This window comes from Microbacterium testaceum (genome assembly GCF_003075375.1).
In the GTDB taxonomy this organism is placed as follows: domain Bacteria; phylum Actinomycetota; class Actinomycetes; order Actinomycetales; family Microbacteriaceae; genus Microbacterium; species Microbacterium testaceum_E.
The window spans coordinates 153,049-170,020 of record NZ_QDFT01000001.1 but is presented as its reverse complement, the minus strand read 5'-3'; the positions used below and the strand labels follow the sequence as shown (position 1 = coordinate 170,020).

Genomic DNA, 16,972 nt, shown 5'->3' with positions numbered 1-16,972 from the left:
GCGGACCTCCGTACAGCGCGGACGGTGCCGTAGCCCCGCGCCCGTCGGCTACGCCCGCCAGGACGCCAAGAAGTTCCCGAGACGCTCGATCGCGTCGCTGATGACGCGGGCCTCGGGCAGCGTCACGATGCGCACGTGGTCGGTCGCCGGCCAGTTGAAGCCCGAGCCCTGCACCAGCAGCACGTGCTCGGCGACGAGGAAATCGCGGACGAACTTGGCGTCATCCGGGATCTCGTACACCTCGGGGTCGAACCGCGGAAAGGCGTACAGAGCCCCGCGCGGCTTGACGCACGAGACCCCCGGGATGGCCTCAAGGCCCTCCCAGGCGGCATCCCTCTGCTCGTGCAGACGACCCGTGGGCGCGATGAGCGCGTCGATCGACTGCACCCCCGACAGGGCAGCCTGCACGGCGAACTGCGCGGGCACGTTGGGACACAGACGGGTGGATGCCAGCAGGTTGATGCCGTGCAGAAAGCCCTGCGCGTGCGACTTGGGGCCGGTGATCGCCAGCCATCCCGAGCGGTAGCCGGCGACGCGGTACGTCTTGGACAGTCCGTTGAAGGTCAACACGAGCAGATCGGGCGCGACCGTCGCCATCGGGATGTGCACGGCGTCGTCGAAGAGGATGCGGTCGTAGATCTCGTCGGCGAGGACGAGCAGCGAGTGCTCGCGCGCGATCGCGGCGATGCCCTCGAGCACCTCTCGCGAGTAGACCGCGCCGGTGGGGTTGTTGGGGTTGATCACGACGATCGCCTTGGTGCGCGGGGTGATCTTCGAGCGGATGTCCTCGAGGTCGGGCTGCCACTCGCGCTGCTCGTCGCACACGTAGTGCACGGGCGTACCGCCGCCCAGGCTCGTCATCGCCGTCCACAGCGGGTAGTCCGGGGCGGGGATGAGCACCTCGTCGCCCTCGTCGAGCAGCGCCTGCATCGTCATGGTGATCAGCTCGGAGACGCCGTTGCCGAGGAAGACGTGGTCGGGGTCGAGGTGCGGGAAGCCGGGCTCCTGCTCGTAGCGCGACACCACGGCGCGGCGCGCCGACAGGATGCCGCGGCTGTCGCTGTATCCGTGGGCGTTCGGCACCGACGCGATCATGTCGCGCACGATCTGGTGCGGCGCCTCGAAGCCGAAGATCGCCGGGTTGCCCGTGTTGAGCTTGAGGATCGCGTGCCCCTCGGCCTCGAGCCGATCGGCCTCGACGAGGGCCTCCCCGCGGATCTCGTAGAGAACGTCCTTCAGCTTCGACGACTGATCGAGGGGGCGCAGCGGGCTCATCGGTTCAGGATATCCCCGGCCCGGAACGGCCAATCGACACCCGGTGGACCGGTCCGTCCCGCCCACCGCGGCTTCGGAAGACGACGGATGCCGTGCCCCGGCGGGGACACGGCATCCGTTCTCTGCGGTTCTTACTTCTTCTTCGCGGCGCGGCGGTCGGCGCGGTTGGACGCCTCGGGCCGCTCGGCGACGTCGGTGCGCTGCCCGAAGGCTCCGCGGGCCCCGGCGGGCTCGGCCGACGCGGCGGGCTGCGCTTGACGCAGACGGTTGGTCGCGGCCGCCTGCACCTGGCCGCGGTCGTTGCGCACCTCGACCTCGCCGGCGTCGTTCGCGGCGGAGTACTCCAGACGCTGCGTCTCGACGGGGGTCGGCGCGAGGCCCTTGGCCTCGACCTGCGCCGCGGGCTCGCCGTCGACGCTGCGCACCTCGACCTCGAGGTTGTAGAGGAAGCCGACGGACTCCTCTTTGATCTGTCCCATCATCGACTGGAACATCTGGTAGCCCTCGCGCTGGTACTCGATGAGCGGGTCGCGCTGGGCCATCGCGCGCAGGCCGATGCCGTCCTTGAGGTAGTCCATCTCGTAGAGGTGCTCGCGCCAGCGGCGGTCGAGCACCTGCAGCACCACGCGGCGCTCGAGTTCGCGCAGGGCCTGCTCGCCGAGGGTCTTCTCGCGGTTCTCGTACGCGATGCGCGCGTCCGAGATGATCTCGCGCTTGAGACCCTCGGGCGTGATGCGGCCCTTGTTGCCACCCGCCTCGGCGACGACCTCGTCGATCGTCACGCTCACCGGGTACAGCGTCTTCAGCTCGGTCCAGAGGGCGTCGAAGTCCCACGACTCGGTGTGACCCGATCCGGTGTGGTCGTCGATGACGGCGGTGATGGCGTCCTCGATGAAGTGCTGCACGCGGTCGGCGATGTCATCGCCCTGCAGCATGTGGCGACGGTCGGCGTAGATGGCCTCGCGCTGGCGGTTGAGCACGTCGTCGTACTTGAGGACGTTCTTGCGCATCTCGGCGTTGCGGGCCTCGACCTGCGACTGAGCGCTCTTGATCGCGCGCGACACCAGGCCCGACTCGATCGCGACGTCGTCGGGGAAGTTCGTGCGGGCGAGGATCGCCTCGGCCGCTCCGGACTGGAACAGGCGCATCAGGTCATCGGTGAGCGACAGGTAGAAGCGGCTCTCGCCCGGGTCGCCCTGACGGCCGGAGCGACCGCGCAGCTGGTTGTCGATGCGACGGGACTCGTGGCGCTCGGTGCCGAGCACGTAGAGACCGCCCGCCTCGGTGACCTTCGCGGCCTCTTCGGCCACGGTGTCGCGCACGCCCTGGTAGACGCCGTCCCACTCGGCCTCGTAGGCCTCGGGCGTCTCGACCGGGTCGAGGTTCTTCGCCTTCATCTCCTGCACGGCGAGGAACTCGGCGTTGCCGCCGAGCATGATGTCGGTTCCACGACCGGCCATGTTGGTGGCCACCGTGACCGCCCCCAGGCGACCGGCGCGGGCGACGATCTCGGCCTCGCGCGCGTGGTTCTTGGCGTTGAGCACCTCGTGGCGCACGCCCTTCTTCGCCAGCAGGCGCGAAAGGTACTCGCTCTTCTCGACGCTCGTGGTGCCGACGAGGACGGGCTGCCCCTTCTCGTGGCGCTCGACGATGTCCTCGACCACCTGGGCGAACTTCGCCGTCTCGTTCTTGTAGACGAGATCGGGCTGGTCCTTGCGCACCATCGGCTTGTTCGTGGGGATGGGCACGACGCCGAGCTTGTACGTCGACATGAACTCGGCCGCCTCGGTCTCGGCGGTACCGGTCATGCCCGAGAGCTTGTCGTAGAGGCGGAAGTAGTTCTGCAGCGTGACGGTGGCGAGGGTCTGGTTCTCGGCCTTGACCGGCACGTTCTCTTTCGCCTCGATCGCCTGGTGGATGCCCTCGTTGTAGCGGCGTCCGACCAGGATGCGACCGGTGTGCTCGTCGACGATCATGACCTCGTCGTTCATGACGACGTAGTCGGTGTCGCGCTTGAACAGCGCGATGGCCTTGATCGAGTTGTTGAGGAACGAGATCAACGGGGTGTTGGCCGACTCGTACAGGTTGTCGATGCCGAGGTAGTCCTCGACCTTCTCGATGCCGGGCTCGAGCACGCCGATGGTGCGCTTCTTCTCGTCGACCTCGTAGTCGACGCCGGCCTCGAGGGTGCGGGCGAGCTTGGCGAACTCCGCGAACCAGCGGTTGGCCTCGCCGGATGCCGGGCCCGAGATGATCAGCGGGGTGCGCGCCTCGTCGATGAGGATCGAGTCGACCTCGTCGACGATCGCGAAGAAGTGGCCGCGCTGGACGAGGTCCTCCTTGCGCCAGGCCATGTTGTCGCGCAGGTAGTCGAAGCCGAACTCGTTGTTCGTGCCGTAGCTGATGTCGGCCTCGTACTGCTCGCGGCGGACCTCGGGGGTCTGCCCCGAGACGACGGTGCCCGTCGTCATGCCGAGGGCGCGGTAGACGCGGCCCATGAGCTCGGACTGGTAGCTCGCGAGGAAGTCGTTCACCGTGATGACGTGCACGCCCTTGCCGGCGATCGCGTTCAGGTAGGCGGGCAGGGCCGCGGTCAGGGTCTTGCCCTCACCGGTCTTCATCTCGGCGATGTTGCCGAGGTGCAGGGCCGCGCCGCCCATGATCTGCACGTCGTACGGGCGCTGACCGAGCGTGCGCTTGGCCGCCTCGCGGACGGCGGCGAACGCCTCGGGCATGAGCTGGTCGAGCGTCTCGCCGGCCTCGTAGCGGGCACGCAGCTCGATGGTCTCGTTGCGCAGTTCGTCGTCGGTGAGCTGCTCGTAGTCCTCTTCGAGCGCCCCGGTCGCCTTCACCACGCCCTGCAGGCGACGCAGGATGCGGCCTTCGCCGGCGCGCAGCAGTTTCTCGAGCGGATTTGCCACGAAGAATCTCCATCTGTCGGGTGCGACGCCCGTACGGACGCCGGCCTGCGAACAGGCATACACCGCTCATGTTATCCGTGTTACCCGTTCGTGACCTGCGAGGCGGCCGCAATCCGAAAGCGCCGGGGCGCGCCCGCAGCGAACACATGGCGACCGTCGCGAGCACGCCGCCTAGGATCGAGCCATGGCCGGTTTCTGGGGCAAGAGGAAGCGCGAAGAACAGGACGCGGCGGATGCCGATCTGGCACGCCGGGCGGAGTTGGCGATCGTCGCCGCCGACGAGCGCGTGCGACTCACCTCGGACGAGCTCGACTTCGCCTGCGCCGAGCTCGGCGACAAGGCCACCGAGGACCTCGCCGCCGCGCTCGACTCGGTTCGCACGCACCTCGCCGAGGCGTTCCAGCTGCACCAGCTGAACCACGACGAGATCCCCGACACCAAAGAAGAGCTGCGCACGCGCAACGCGCGGATCATCCAGCTCTCGGACTGGGCCGAGGACCTGCTCGAGGAGCGGACGCAGGTGCTCCAACCCAAGATCGACGCGGTGCGCCGCGCCCCCGAGACGCTCGCGCGCGTGCGGGCCGACCGCGAACGGCTCGCCGAGCGCATCCCCAACGCGCGCGAGGTCGTCGAGCGCCTGTCGCGCCGCTACAGCGACTCGGCGCTCGCGCAGATCGGCGGCAACCCCGACGAGATCGAGCAGTTGCTCGACTTCGCCGTGCACACCGCCGCGGTGTCGGAGCGGCGCCGCGAGGCCGGGCAGCGCGAGCAGGCGTCGGTCGCCCTCGAGGCGGCCACCGAGGCCGTGCGCCGTGCCGAATCCCTTCTGGATGCCGTGGACACCTTCGAGATCGAGGCCCTGCGCGCGGAGTCGACGCTCGCCGCGGTGGTCGACGACTCGCGCAACGATCTCGTCGAGGCCCGCCGCGGCGCCCAGACGCCCGCCGTCACGCAGGCGATGGCGACCCTGCAGCAGGCGCTGACCGCCCTGCCGGCCTCGGGCACGCGCAGCGATCCCTTCGCGGCCCTGTCGTCGCTGCGTCAGGCCAACGCCGACCTGGATCTCGCGCGCGAGCGCGCTGCGCGACCCGTGCCCTCGCAGGAGCAGGTCGAGCACGCGATCGACGACGCCGACCGCCAGCTCGCCGTGGCGCGCGGCCTGATCACCGGCCACCGCGGCTGGATCGGCGCCGACGCGCGCACGCGCTTCGTCGAGGCCGAGCGCCTGCGCGCCGGCCTCCCCCTCGGCCCGGTCGCCGAGGACCAGCGCGACACGGTGCTCGCCACCGCACGGCGCGCCGGGTCGCTGGCATCCGAGGCTCTGCAGATCGCGCAGCGCGACATCGAGCAGTCCCGCCCCGACGACTGGGGCGGCAACGGCTACGGTCGGGGCGGCGGATACGGCCGCGGCGGCGGCATGGGCGGGGGCAACATGGTCGGCGGCATGCTCGGCGGCCTGGTCATCGGCTCGCTGCTCGGAGACATCTTCGACGGCTGACGCCCGCCCGCGAAACGCACGACGCCCCCGGCCGTGGCCGGGGGCGTCTGTCTGCGCTCAGCGGATCACGAGGCGACCTGCGCGGCGGGCGGTGCCTGCGTCGCGAGCGCGATCACCCCGTAGTCCCAGCCCTTGCGGCGGTAGACGACGCTCGGCTGATCGCTGCGGGCGTCGATGAACAGGAAGAAGTCGTGTCCGACGAGTTCCATGCGGTCGACGGCGTCTTCGACCGTCATCCACTCGGCCCCGAACTCCTTCTGCCGGATGACGACGGGCGAGTACTCCTCTTCTTCGACCTCGGCGTTCTGGATCGGCACCTCGCCCGTGGCGACCGCGCGCAGCACCTCGACCGAGGCGGGTTCGACGTCGATGCCGGACAGCTCGCCGGTGCCCTTCTCGAACTTGGCACCGCGGGGGTGGTTGCGGGCGTCGACGCGCTTGTCCTTGGCGCGACGCACCTGCTCCGAGATCTTGTCGACCGCCAGGTCGAGAGCGGCGAACTTGTCGGCGTCCGTGGCCTCGGCCCGGACGACGGGACCCTTGCCGTCGAGCGTGAGCTCGACCGTATCGTCCTCCATGCGACCGTTGCGGTAGGAGCGGTGCGTCACCTTGACCTCGAGGGCCTGCGCTCGCGGCGCCAGGTGCTCGATGCGGCTGACCTTCTCTTCGACCACCGAGCGGAAACGATCGGTGATACCGACTCCCACGCCGACGATGTTGGTGTCCATCCGTGACCTCCTTGTTCCGGGTTCCGCCCGGTCTAAGGGCGGAACGTCCGTCGCCTTCAGTCATCCTTACGCTAGTGGCCGGTCATGCTCCTGTCACGTGGAAATCACCTCGGATTCCCCTGCGGTTCCTCTGCGGATCCGTCGCGCCTCGGCGTGTGCGCCAGCGCGACGACCACGACGTGGTCCGCTCCCGCCGCGCGCAGCGCGCGTTCGGCCTCGACCAGGGTCGCCCCGGTGGTGACGACGTCGTCGACCACCACCACGACCCCGCCGCCGATCGGCCGGGCCTCGAGGGCGCCCGCCACGTTCGCGCGCCGCTCGATGCGGCCGAGTCCGCGCTGATCGCGCGGCGTCCGCGCCACCCGCAGCAGGCGCTCGGACCGGAGACCGCTCGCCCGCACGAGGAGCTCGACGGGTCGATGACCGCGCCGCCGGAACGCCGCGCGCGACGAGGGCACCGCGGTGATCCGCACGACGGGGCGGACGCCGTGCGCGCCCACGGCCGCGCGCACCGCGACCGCGAGCGCGGGACCCAGCGCCCGGGCGAGCGAGGTCCGTCCCTCCTCCTTCAGCGCGCGGATCGTCCGCGCCGCGACGCCGTCGAACACCAGGGCCGCGGTGACGACCACCCCCGACGAGACGGAGCGGCGATGGATCCGCGGGGCGAGGGCGAGGCGGCATCCCTCGCACAGAGAGACGTCGGCCGCCCCGCACCCCGCGCACGACAGGGGCAGCCAGAACGTCAGCGCCTCGGAGAGGGAGCGAAGGATCCACCGCATGCCATCACGGTGACCGACGCCGGGGTCGCGGTGAGGCGATGAAACGCTCGTCCGGGGAGAACGGGTCCGGTGGTCCCGCCGGGGAGGAGGGTCAGGACGTCGTGCCCTGCTGCGCGGCGAGAACGCGGATGCCGGATGCCACCAGCGTCCACGAGCTGCCGCGCCGACTGTAGAGGCGCCCCTGGTCGTCGAGAACGCGCACGCTGGTGCTGCCCGCGGCCAGAATGCGCGCACCGTCGGGCGCGGCCGCCTCGGTGCCGCGCCCGCCCACGTTGAGCTCGCGCAACCGGCTCGCGCCGTCGACGGTGGCCAGGACGCCCACGGTGGTGTCGTCGAGCCACGCCAGATCGAACGCCCCCTGCTGCGAGAACGACAGCACGTGGGGTGCGCCGAGCTCGACCGTGCCGTTCTCGCGCTCGATCCCGGCAAGCCAGACCTCGCGCGTGCCCGAGACGGTGACGATCGCGGCCACGCGTGTTCCGTCCCGCGAGATCTGCATCGCCGTGATCTCGGAGGCGTCCGGCCAGGCGTTGCCGACCTCGCGCGGCACCCCCTCGGCCGTGATCACTCGCACCTGCGTGGGACTCGCCGAGGGCACGCTCCAGATGGCGCCCTCGCCGTCGATCGAGGGCGCGATGAGACCGGGACGATCGTCCAGCAGGAACGTGCGACCGTCGCTCAGGGCGCTGGCGACGTCTCCGTCCTGCGATCGCACCGCAGCGAGGCTCCGGTCGGCCTCGAGTTCCACCGACGCCGGCAGCAGGGACTCCACGGCATCCGACAGGCCGTTGATGGGCTCGACGGCGTCGCCGGACAGCGAGCCGAAGACACCGAGCGCGGTGAGAACAGCCGGCGCCGGATCGACCCGGGTCACGCGCACGGGCACCTCGGATGCCGTGACGGGCGCGCCGTCGACGGTCATCTGCACGTCGCTGATGCCGGCGCTCGAGAGACTGCGCACGAGCTGCGTCTGCATGCGGTCCAGGGTGGTGCGGTCCAGACTCAGCGCCGCCTGCGGCAGCTGCACCTGCGCGACCCCGCCCGACGAGAGCGTCACCGAGCGCCCCACGAGCGAGAGCTCGTCGGGGAAGGCCGATTTGACCGCACCCGCGAGCCACGGGCTGGGCTGCCCGTCGACCAGTGCGGTCGCGACGCGGCTGGCCACGAGCGGGCGCGGGAACCACCGGACGTCCGGGACGATGAAGCTCCACGTCGGATCGAAGTACGCGACGGATGCCGACTGGTAGACGGTCGGGAACACCTCTTCGTAGAGCACCACGCCGTCCGGCGCGGAGGTGATGCGCCACTGCCCGTCGACCTGCGCGAGGGTGAAACTCAACGTCTCGCTCACCCCCGACGCGGACGGCGCGTACGCGCCGGTGGCATCCACTCCGGCGACCGTGGTCAGCGCCACCGTGACGCCCGTGCCGTCCGAGGTCGCGGCCGCGCGGCGGTCCGAGAGGCGGTCGATGGTGACGCGGGCGCGCGGGTCCCACGACGTGCCCGGCGCGAGGAACATCTTGGCCGTGGCCCAGTCGTCGGTGGGACCGGATCCCGCCCGCAGGAACCCCTCGACGATGTCGGCCGGGGCCGCCCCGTCCTGGGGGCCGTCGGGCACGAAGGCGAAAGCCTGCGTGTCGTCGGTCTGAGGTCCGCGACCCGGGTTGACGTATCCCGAGGTGGGAAGGCCCGTGCAGGCGGCGAGCGCGAGCACCAGCGCGAGGCTGACGAGGGCGAGCGCGCGTCTCATGTCGTCCTCCGGATGCCGGGGCGGGTGGCGATGGGTTGGGTCAGGCCGAACGCCTCGAGGGCGCCGCCCTGCTCGTCGTCCGGGACGAGCGGGAGGGGCGAACTGTTCACGGGCCGACCGTTGCGCGGGAGGGTCAGGACGAAGTTCGATCCGCGTCCGGGTTCGGACCACACGGCCAGGGTGCCGCCGTGCAGGCGCGCATCGCCGAGGGCGATCGACAGACCCAGACCCGTTCCGCCGATCGTGCGGACGCGCGAGGGGTCGGCCCGCCAGAAGCGGTCGAACACGCGCTCGACGTCGTCGGGGCGCATGCCCAGGCCGAAGTCGCGCACGCCGAGGGCGACGGCATCCCGATCGCTGTCCACCGACACCACGATGGGACGTCCCTCGCCGTGCTCGATCGCGTTGCCGAGCAGGTTGCGGACGATGCGGCGCACGCGTCGGGCGTCCATCTCGACCGGGGTGTACCCGCCCGGCGCGACCAGGCGGACGTCGGAGCCGTGCCCCTCGGCCAGCTGCTCCATCGACAGGATGACGTCCTCGGCCAGGTGGGCGAGGCTCGTCGCCTCGAGCTCGAGCTGGACGGATCCGGCGTCGTAGCGGCTGATCTCGAGCAGATCGGTCAGCAGCACCTCGAAGCGCTGCACCTGTGCGTGCAGCAGCTCGGCCGCGCGACCCGTCGCGGGATCGAACTCCTCGCGCTGGTCGTTGATCATGTCGGCCGCGAGACGGATCGTCGTCAGCGGCGTGCGCAGCTCGTGCGACACGTCCGACACGAAACGCTGCTGCACGAGGGAGAGGTCGGCGAGCTCCTTGATCTGCGACTCGATGCTGTCGGCCATGGCGTTGAACGAGCGGTTCAACGTCGCCAGCTCGTCCTCGCCGCGCACGGGCAGCCGCACGCCCAGATCGCCCGCCGCGAGCTTCGCGCTGGTCTCGGCGGCATCCGCGATCGGCGTCGTGACCGAGCGCAGCACGAACCAGGCGATCGCGCCGATCAGCACGACCAGGACGAGGCCGACCACCCACAGCAGCACCTGCACGAAGGCCAGGGTCTGCGAGGCGCTGGTGAGGTCGTACCCCATGTACAGCTCGTAGTAGTCGACGCCGTCCTCGGCGGGGAAGCGCAGCTGGTGCCCCACCAGGATGCCGGGCACCTCCCGCCCGTTGCCGGCGGGGAGCGCCACCGACTGCCACCACTGCAGATCGGGGCTCGACTGCACCTGGGTGCGCAGCGCCTCGGTGACCAGCCGGGACTGGAACGCGGGCGAGATGAACGGCTGCGGAGCCAGCGGCGAGGGCGGACCGATGCGGTACAGCGCGATGAGATCGCTCGAGGACTGCTGCGACAGGCGCGTGGCGATGCCGTTCATGAGGGTCTGCGCCGCCGCGGGGTCGGTGGAGTCCACCGCCGCGTCGAGGGTCGCCTGCGCCGCGGCCGTGGCGCGCTGCGCCTCGAGCAGCACCTGGTCCTTGCGGGCGGTGAACAGCTCGTTCTGGATGACGAGGGCCATCGCCACGCACGTCACGAGGATCGTCACGGCCGTCAGCGTGACGGTGATGACGATCGTGCGGAAGCGCAGCGACCGACGCCAGAGCGTCGCGAGACGGTCCCGCGTCGCCCGCCAATCCCGCACACCGCGCCGGGGCGGAGGCAGGGTCCGCACCACGCCCGTCATGGGGTGCTCAGGCCACCGCGCCGGCGCGATAGCCCACGCCGCGCACGGTGGTCACGATCCGCGGATTGTCGGGGTCGGCCTCGATCTTGGCGCGCAGGCGCTGCACGTGGACGTTCACCAGACGCGTGTCGGCCTTGTAGTGGTAGCCCCACACCTGCTCGAGCAGCATCTCGCGCGAGAACACCTGCTGCGGCTTCTCGGCGAGGGCGACCAGCAGCTCGAACTCGAGGGGGGTCAGTGCGATCGGCGCGTCGCCGCGGCGCACCTCGTGCGCGGCGACGTCGACGACCAGGTCGCCGATGCGCAGCGTCTCGTCGGCCGGGGCCTGAGCAGGTCGCAGGCGCGTGCGGATGCGGGCCACGAGCTCCTTCGGATTGAAGGGCTTGACGATATAGTCGTCGGCCCCGGATTCCAGTCCCTTGACCACGTCGGCGGTGTCCGTGCGCGCGGTGAGCATGATGATCGGGATGCCGGACTCCGCCCGCACGCGCGTGCAGATCTCGATGCCGTCCACGCCGGGGAGCATGAGGTCCAGCAGGATGAGGTCGGGACGCTCGGTGCGCCAAGCCTCGACCGCCTGGGCGCCGTCGGCGCAGAACGCCGTGTCGAATCCCTCCGTGCGCAGCACGATGCCGATCATCTCGGCCAGAGCGGTGTCATCGTCGACGACCAGGATCCGTGAAGTCATTCGGGTGTGCGTCTTCCGTCTCGAACCCGCTCGGGAAAACGGGCCACGCCCCGGGTGGGGGCACGTCTTGAAGAGAGTAGTCGACGTGTCTGCGAGCGGGGCGAGCGTGTCGGGGGTGTGTGACACGATGAGGGCACCGCCACGTGTACGAGGAGGCGCCACCGTGAACGCGTACCCGGCTTGGACCCCGGCATCCCGCCCGGGCATCGTCCCCCTGCACCCCTACGGGTTCGGCACGATCCTCGGCCGCTCGTTCGTGGCGCTGCGCCACAACCCCAAGGTGCTGCTCGGTTTCGCGCTCGTCGTGCAGGCCCTCGCGACCATCGTGCTCACCGCCGCGATCGCGGGCGTGGCGATCGCGAGCTTCTCGCGCCTCGACACCGTTCCCTACGGCAGCGACGACTTCGACGCGATCATGACCGGGTCCATCGTCATCACCGCGATCACGACACTGGTGCTCGGACTCGCGAGCGGCGCGCTGAGCGTGGTCGTGCAGGGCGTCGTGGTGGCCGAGGTGGCCCACGCGGTGGTGGCCGAGAAGCCCACGCTCCGCGCGACATGGGCGCGCGTCAAGCCGGTCTTCTGGAAGCTGATCGGCTACAGCGCCCTCGCGCTGACGGCGACCGTGCTCGCGGTGGGTCTGCTCGCGGGCATCGTCGCGCTGCTCGCGATCGCCGTGGTGTGGGTCGGCATCCTCGTCGGCATCCTCGCCCTGATCGCGCTGATCCCCCTGTACCTGTGGCTGACGCCCAAGCTCTTCCTCGTCCCGTCGGTCATCATCCTCGAGCGCGCGCCCGTCTTCCGCGCCATCGGGCGGTCGTGGGCGCTGACCCGCGGACGCTTCTGGTCGACGCTCGGGGTGGTCATCGTCGTCTCGGTGGCTTTCGGGATCGTCGCGCAGATCATCTCGATCCCCCTGAGCCTGATCTCCGGGATCGTCCCGGGGATCCTCGCCCCGACCGGCGGCGATTCGGTGACGGCCATCGTCAGCCTCGTCGTGGTGCAGATCATCGGACAGTTCGGCATCCTTCTCGTGCAGTGCATCGCCCTCGTGGTCCAGTCGACCTCGGCCGTGCTCGTCTACGTGGACGCCCGCATGCGCGTCGAGGCTCTCGACCACGACCTGCAGAACTACGTCGAGGCGCGCGATGCCGGGGCGGTGGAACTGACGGATCCCTACCTGGTCGGGGTGGGACGCGTGGTGGCCCGTCCGGCTCCGGTGCCCGCGGGGCCGGCGCCCGCGTTCGCGGGGTACGCGGCGCAGCCCGGGTACGGCGCACAGCCCGGGTACGGCGCGCAGCCCGGGTATCCCGCGCAGGCCGGCCCCGCGACCCCGCCGTACGCGGCCCCCGCCCCGGCACCCGCGGCGCCTCCCGCGTCCCCGGCCCCGCCCGCCTCCTCCCCCGCCGGTCCCCCGGCCGCCCCCGCCGCCCCCACGTCCTGGACGGCCCCCGGCTCGAACGGCGACGCGTGACGATCCCCGCCCTGAGCGCCGCCGACCTGCCGCTGCTGCCCGACCCCGATCAGGCGCGCGAGTGGGCCGAGCAGGAGCTCTCCGACCCCGTCTACCAGGCCGCCGAGCCCACCGTCGTCGACCGCATCGCGCAGGCGGTCGCGCGGTTCGTCCGCGACCTCTTCACCGTGCCCGACACGGGCGGGTGGGGCCCCTGGGCCTTCGTCGTGCTCGGGGTGATCGTGGTCGCGGTCGTCGTGGTGGCGTTGCTCATCTGGGGGCGCCCCCGCCTCACCCCCCGCGCCGCTCCCGCCGTGCACGCCCTGTTCGACGACGACGACGTCCGCTCCGCCGACGAGCTGCGAGCGGATGCCGCGGCGGCCGCCGCGCGCGGGGACTGGGATGAAGCGATCGTCCTGCGCTTCCGCGCCTTCGCGCGCGGGCTCGCCGAGCGCGGCATCGTCGACCCGCCCCCGGGCGCGACCGTCCGCGCGTTCGCGCGCGCGGCGAGTGCGGCGCTGCCGCCCCTCGCCGACGCCCTCGACACGGCCGCCGAGACCTTCGACGACGTGCGGTACCTGCGTCGCCCCGGCACGGCCGAGAGCTACCGCGTCGTGGCCGATCTCGACGACGCCGCGGTGCGCGCGCGACCGGCGGTCCCCGCGTGAGCGCGGTGGCCACCCCCGCTCCGCGCGCCCGCACCCGCGGCGCGCTGGGGTGGATCGCCCTGATCGCGGGACTGGCGCTGGTCTCGCTGATCGGGGGCCTCTTCGTCTACGGCGGCTACGCGCAGCGCGGCATCCTGGATCCGGAATCCGCCGGACCCGACGGCACGCGGGCGGTCGTCCGCGTGCTCGAGCAGCAGGGCGTGACGGTGAGCATCGCTCGCGATCGCGCCGACGCGGAACGCGCCCTCGACGCCGGCGACGCGACGCTGGTCGTGCCCGATGCGCCGATGCTGTCCGATGACGGTCTGCGCGACCTCTCCGGCCGCGCGCGCCACGTCGTCCTGATCGACCCGCGCACGCGGTCGCTCGACGTGCTGCTGAACGGTTCGTCCCTCGGCGGCTTCGCCCCCGACGTCGCGGTCGACGCCGCGTGCGAGGTACCGGCGGCCGCGAACGCGGGGAGGGCGCGCATCGGTTCGCTGTTCGTGCCCGGCGACGACGTCCGGGCGTGTTTCGGCTCCGACGGGGGCTACGGACTGATCACGATCGCCCGAGACGGCCGGACGATCACCGCGGTCGACGGCCTCGCGACCCTGACCAATTCGACGCTCCCCCTCGACGGGAACGCCGCCCTCGCGCTCGGCGTGCTGGGGCAGAGCGAACGACTCGTCTGGTACGTCCCCTCGCCCGCCGACGCCGACCCCGGCACCGCCCCGCCGACGCTGTCCGACCTGACCCCGCCGTGGGTGACGCCCGCGATCGTCCTGCTGCTGCTCTCGGCGCTCGTCGCGGCCGTCTGGCGGGGGCGGCGCTTCGGCCCGCTGGTGACCGAGCGTCTGCCGGTGACGGTGCGCGCCACCGAGACCACCGAGGGCCGCGCGCGCCTGTACACCGCCTCGGGCGACGCGGGGCACGCGCTCGACGAGCTGCGCCGGGCCGCGCGGGGGCGCATCGGTCGCCTGCTGGGCCTCGCTGCACGCACCTCCCCCGGCGACACCGCCGACGCCGTCGCGGAGCGCCTCGGCGCCGACCGCGCGCGCGTCCGCGGCATCCTCGTCGACGACCGGCCCGCCACCGACCGCGACCTCGTCGCGGCCGCCGACCGACTCCGCGATCTCGAGGCGAGCGTGCGCGCCGCCGTCCGAACCGAAGGGACCCTCCGATGACCGACACCCCCGACACCCCGGCCTGGCCCGCACCCGCGACCGATCAGCGCCGGAGCGCCGCGGACGCGCACGACCACGCCGCCCTCCGCGACGCGATGCACCGCGTGCGCCTCGAGGTGGGCAAGGCGGTGGTGGGTCAGGACGGCACCGTCACGGGACTGTTGATCGCGCTGCTCTCGCGCGGACACGTCCTGCTCGAGGGCGTCCCCGGCGTCGCCAAGACCCTGCTGGTGCGCTCGTTCAGCCGCGCCCTGGGCCTCGACACGCGACGCGTGCAGTTCACTCCCGACCTCATGCCCGGCGACGTCACCGGATCCCTCGTCTACGACGCGCGGGCCGGCGGCTTCGAGTTCCGCGCGGGTCCGGTCTTCACCCACGTGCTGCTGGCCGACGAGATCAACCGCACGCCCCCGAAGACCCAGGCGGCCCTGCTCGAGGCCATGGAGGAGCGCCAGGTCTCGTCCGACGGCGAGAGCCGGCCCCTGCCCGACCCCTTCCTCGTCGCGGCGACGCAGAACCCCATCGAGCACGAGGGCACCTACACCCTCCCCGAGGCGCAGCTGGACCGCTTCCTGTTGAAGCTCGTCGTCGAGCTGCCCGGTCGCGACGCCGAGGTCGACGTGCTGCGTCGACACGCGAACGGCTTCGACCCCCGCCGCCTCGCCGAGGCGGGAGTCGAGCCGCAGGTCACGGCATCCGAGATCCTCTCCGCGCAGCGGGCCGCGGCCTCGGTCGCCGTGGACGACGACCTGCTCGGCTACGTCGTCGACCTCGCCCGGGCGACCCGGCAGAGCCCGTCGGTGCTGCTCGGGGTGAGCCCGCGCGCGACGACCGGCCTGCTCGCCGCGGCCAAGGCGTGGGCCTGGCTCGGCGGCTACCCGGCGATCACCCCCGACCACGTGCAGACCATGCTGGTGCCCGTGTGGCGCCACCGCATCCGCCTGCGTCCCGAGGCCGAGATCGAGGGCGTCTCGGTGGATGCCATCCTCACCTCCGTGCTGCAGCAGACCCGCGTGCCGATCTGATGTTCGTCACCGGCCGCCTCGTCCTGCTCGTCGCCCTCGGCGTCGTGCCACTCGTGCTGTTCACGAGCGGCGGCGCGCCCGCGTGGGGCGTCGCGGGCGGGTGGGTGCTGCTGTGCGCGATCCTGACGGGCGTCGACGTCGCTCTCGCCGCCGATCCGCGCCGCGTCGAGATCACCCGCACGCACCCCGACCGCGCGCTGCGCGACGAGCCGGTCGCGGGCGAGATCCGCGTGCGCAACCTCGGTCGCCGCCTGCTGCGCGCGAGCATCCGCGACGCCTGGCAGCCCACCGCGGGAGCGCCGTCCGCGCGGCAGAGCGTCGTCGTGCCGCCCGGCGAACGGAGGGGCGCCCCCCTGCCGCTGCTGCCCCGGCGACGCGGCGAGCTGCGCAGCGCGTTCGTCGTGATCCGCGCCGTCGGTCCCCTGCGACTGGCCGGACGGCAGGCCCGCATCGACGCGCCCGCGCGGCTGCGGGTGCTGCCCCCGTTCACCTCGCGTCGTCATCTTCCGTCGCGCCTCGCGCGGCTGCGCGAACTCGACGGCAACACGACGCTGCAGGTGCGCGGACAGGGCACCGAGTTCGACAGCCTGCGCGAGTACGTGCGCGGAGACGACGTGCGCTCGATCGACTGGCGCGCGACCGCCCGCGCGGGCACGACCATGCTGCGCACCTGGCGGCCCGAGCGCGACCGCCACGTCGTGATCGTCATCGACACCGGACGCACGGCCGCCGCGCGGGTCGGCGACGGCGTCCGGTTGGACGCCGCGATGGAGGCGGCGCTGCTGCTGTCGGTGCTGGCCGCACGCGCGGGCGACCACGTGCACCTGCTCATGTTCGACCGCATCACGCGGGCTCGCGTGACCCGGGTGGAGGGGTCGCAGCTGCTTCCCGCCCTAGTGGATGCCATGGCCCCGGTCGATGCGCAGCTCATCGACACCGACTGGGACGCCGCCCTCGCCCAGGTGCGCGGCCTGTCGGTGCGTCCGGCGCTCGTCGTGCTGCTCACCGCCGCCGATGACCCCGAGGCGGCGCGCGGCTTCCTCGCCGCCCTCCCCGCCGTGGCCCAGCGCTCGCGCCTGCTCGTAGCCACGGCCACGGACGGTCCCGGCGAGGTCCCCGCCCACCGCGACGCCGCGGACGTGTACGCCGCCGCGGCGATAGAACGCGCGCGCCACGATGCCGAACGCGTGCGCGACGCGGTCGTGCGGGCCGGCGGCGACGCGGTGTCCGCCTCCGCCGACGACCTCCCCCCGCTGGTCGCCGACCGCTATCTGGCGCTCAAGGCAGCGGGCCGCCTTTAGCACGTCCAGCCCTCATGCAGCCCGCGACATACGTCGCGGCT

The 16,972-nt window shown here is 72.1% G+C and carries 13 protein-coding genes; 6 read left to right on the top strand and 7 right to left on the bottom strand.

Annotated elements, in window-relative coordinates; translation table 11 throughout:
* Window positions 1–48: 48 nt before the first annotated feature.
* Together DC432_RS00690 and secA are read right to left on the bottom strand one after the other, a co-directional pair.
* Window positions 49–1,275: a pyridoxal phosphate-dependent aminotransferase gene (locus DC432_RS00690; RefSeq protein ID WP_108317296.1), complete on the bottom strand. Its 1,227-nt coding sequence runs from the start codon at window positions 1,273–1,275 to the stop codon at window positions 49–51.
* 131 nt (window positions 1,276–1,406) lie between these two features.
* A complete protein-coding gene (gene secA / locus DC432_RS00685; protein WP_116536247.1) occupies window positions 1,407–4,196 on the bottom strand; it encodes a preprotein translocase subunit SecA in 2,790 nt (929 codons plus the stop codon).
* Between the two features lie 184 nt (window positions 4,197–4,380).
* Here secA and DC432_RS00680 point away from each other — a divergent pair, with 184 nt between their 5' ends.
* Window positions 4,381–5,694, top strand: a complete 1,314-nt coding sequence (locus DC432_RS00680) for a hypothetical protein (RefSeq protein ID WP_116536246.1) — start codon at window positions 4,381–4,383, stop codon at window positions 5,692–5,694.
* Window positions 5,695–5,759: 65 nt separating this feature from the next.
* Here DC432_RS00680 and hpf read toward each other — a convergent pair whose 3' ends face one another.
* The 5 genes from hpf to mtrA all read right to left on the bottom strand — a co-directional run bounded on the left by hpf (window position 5,760) and on the right by mtrA (window position 11,318).
* Window positions 5,760–6,422, bottom strand: coding sequence for a ribosome hibernation-promoting factor, HPF/YfiA family (gene hpf, locus DC432_RS00675; protein WP_116536245.1), 663 nt, complete (start codon window positions 6,420–6,422; stop codon window positions 5,760–5,762).
* Between the two features lie 104 nt (window positions 6,423–6,526).
* Complete coding sequence (locus DC432_RS00670; RefSeq protein ID WP_116536244.1) at window positions 6,527–7,201, bottom strand: ComF family protein; 675 nt, start codon at window positions 7,199–7,201, stop codon at window positions 6,527–6,529.
* A 91-nt stretch (window positions 7,202–7,292) separates the two neighbouring features.
* Window positions 7,293–8,951, bottom strand: coding sequence for an LpqB family beta-propeller domain-containing protein (locus DC432_RS00665; RefSeq protein WP_116536243.1), 1,659 nt, complete (start codon window positions 8,949–8,951; stop codon window positions 7,293–7,295).
* A complete protein-coding gene (mtrB, locus tag DC432_RS00660) occupies window positions 8,948–10,630 on the bottom strand; it encodes an MtrAB system histidine kinase MtrB (RefSeq protein WP_116536242.1) in 1,683 nt (560 codons plus the stop codon). The genes DC432_RS00665 and mtrB overlap by 4 nt, the downstream gene beginning before the upstream one ends.
* A gap of 7 nt (window positions 10,631–10,637) precedes the next feature.
* Window positions 10,638–11,318: an MtrAB system response regulator MtrA gene (mtrA, locus tag DC432_RS00655; protein ID WP_108318159.1), complete on the bottom strand. Its 681-nt coding sequence runs from the start codon at window positions 11,316–11,318 to the stop codon at window positions 10,638–10,640.
* A 163-nt stretch (window positions 11,319–11,481) separates the two neighbouring features.
* Here mtrA and DC432_RS00650 point away from each other — a divergent pair, with 163 nt between their 5' ends.
* Genes DC432_RS00650 through DC432_RS00630 form a run of 5 tightly spaced genes read left to right on the top strand, consistent with a single transcriptional unit; the run spans window position 11,482 to window position 16,931 of the window.
* Complete coding sequence (locus DC432_RS00650; RefSeq protein ID WP_116536241.1) at window positions 11,482–12,792, top strand: glycerophosphoryl diester phosphodiesterase membrane domain-containing protein; 1,311 nt, start codon at window positions 11,482–11,484, stop codon at window positions 12,790–12,792.
* Entirely contained in the window at window positions 12,789–13,439 is a 651-nt protein-coding gene (locus DC432_RS16290; RefSeq protein WP_165801153.1) for a DUF4129 domain-containing protein, read from the top strand. Before DC432_RS00650 ends, DC432_RS16290 begins: the two co-directional genes overlap by 4 nt.
* Entirely contained in the window at window positions 13,436–14,605 is a 1,170-nt protein-coding gene (locus tag DC432_RS00640) for a DUF4350 domain-containing protein (protein WP_116536239.1), read from the top strand. Before DC432_RS16290 ends, DC432_RS00640 begins: the two co-directional genes overlap by 4 nt.
* On the top strand, window positions 14,602–15,630 hold the full coding sequence (locus tag DC432_RS00635; RefSeq protein WP_431739666.1) for an AAA family ATPase: 1,029 nt from the start codon (window positions 14,602–14,604) through the stop codon (window positions 15,628–15,630). The genes DC432_RS00640 and DC432_RS00635 overlap by 4 nt, the downstream gene beginning before the upstream one ends.
* On the top strand, window positions 15,630–16,931 hold the full coding sequence (locus DC432_RS00630) for a DUF58 domain-containing protein (RefSeq protein ID WP_116536238.1): 1,302 nt from the start codon (window positions 15,630–15,632) through the stop codon (window positions 16,929–16,931). Before DC432_RS00635 ends, DC432_RS00630 begins: the two co-directional genes overlap by 1 nt.
* Window positions 16,932–16,972: the final 41 nt, after the last annotated feature.

What these genes read in the sequence shown, in the direction of transcription:
- DC432_RS00690 (WP_108317296.1), bottom strand. Translation starts at nt 1,275, where the DNA reads ATGAGCCCGCTGCGCCCCCTCGATCAGTCGTCGAAGCTGAAGGACGTT.
- DC432_RS00680 (WP_116536246.1), top strand. Translation starts at nt 4,381, where the DNA reads ATGGCCGGTTTCTGGGGCAAGAGGAAGCGCGAAGAACAGGACGCGGCG.
- hpf (WP_116536245.1), bottom strand. Translation starts at nt 6,422, where the DNA reads ATGGACACCAACATCGTCGGCGTGGGAGTCGGTATCACCGATCGTTTC.
- DC432_RS00670 (WP_116536244.1), bottom strand. Translation starts at nt 7,201, where the DNA reads ATGCGGTGGATCCTTCGCTCCCTCTCCGAGGCGCTGACGTTCTGGCTG.
- DC432_RS00665 (WP_116536243.1), bottom strand. Translation starts at nt 8,951, where the DNA reads ATGAGACGCGCGCTCGCCCTCGTCAGCCTCGCGCTGGTGCTCGCGCTC.
- mtrB (WP_116536242.1), bottom strand. Translation starts at nt 10,630, where the DNA reads ATGACGGGCGTGGTGCGGACCCTGCCTCCGCCCCGGCGCGGTGTGCGG.
- mtrA (WP_108318159.1), bottom strand. Translation starts at nt 11,318, where the DNA reads ATGACTTCACGGATCCTGGTCGTCGACGATGACACCGCTCTGGCCGAG.
- DC432_RS00635 (WP_431739666.1), top strand. Translation starts at nt 14,602, where the DNA reads ATGACCGACACCCCCGACACCCCGGCCTGGCCCGCACCCGCGACCGAT.
- DC432_RS00630 (WP_116536238.1), top strand. Translation starts at nt 15,630, where the DNA reads ATGTTCGTCACCGGCCGCCTCGTCCTGCTCGTCGCCCTCGGCGTCGTG.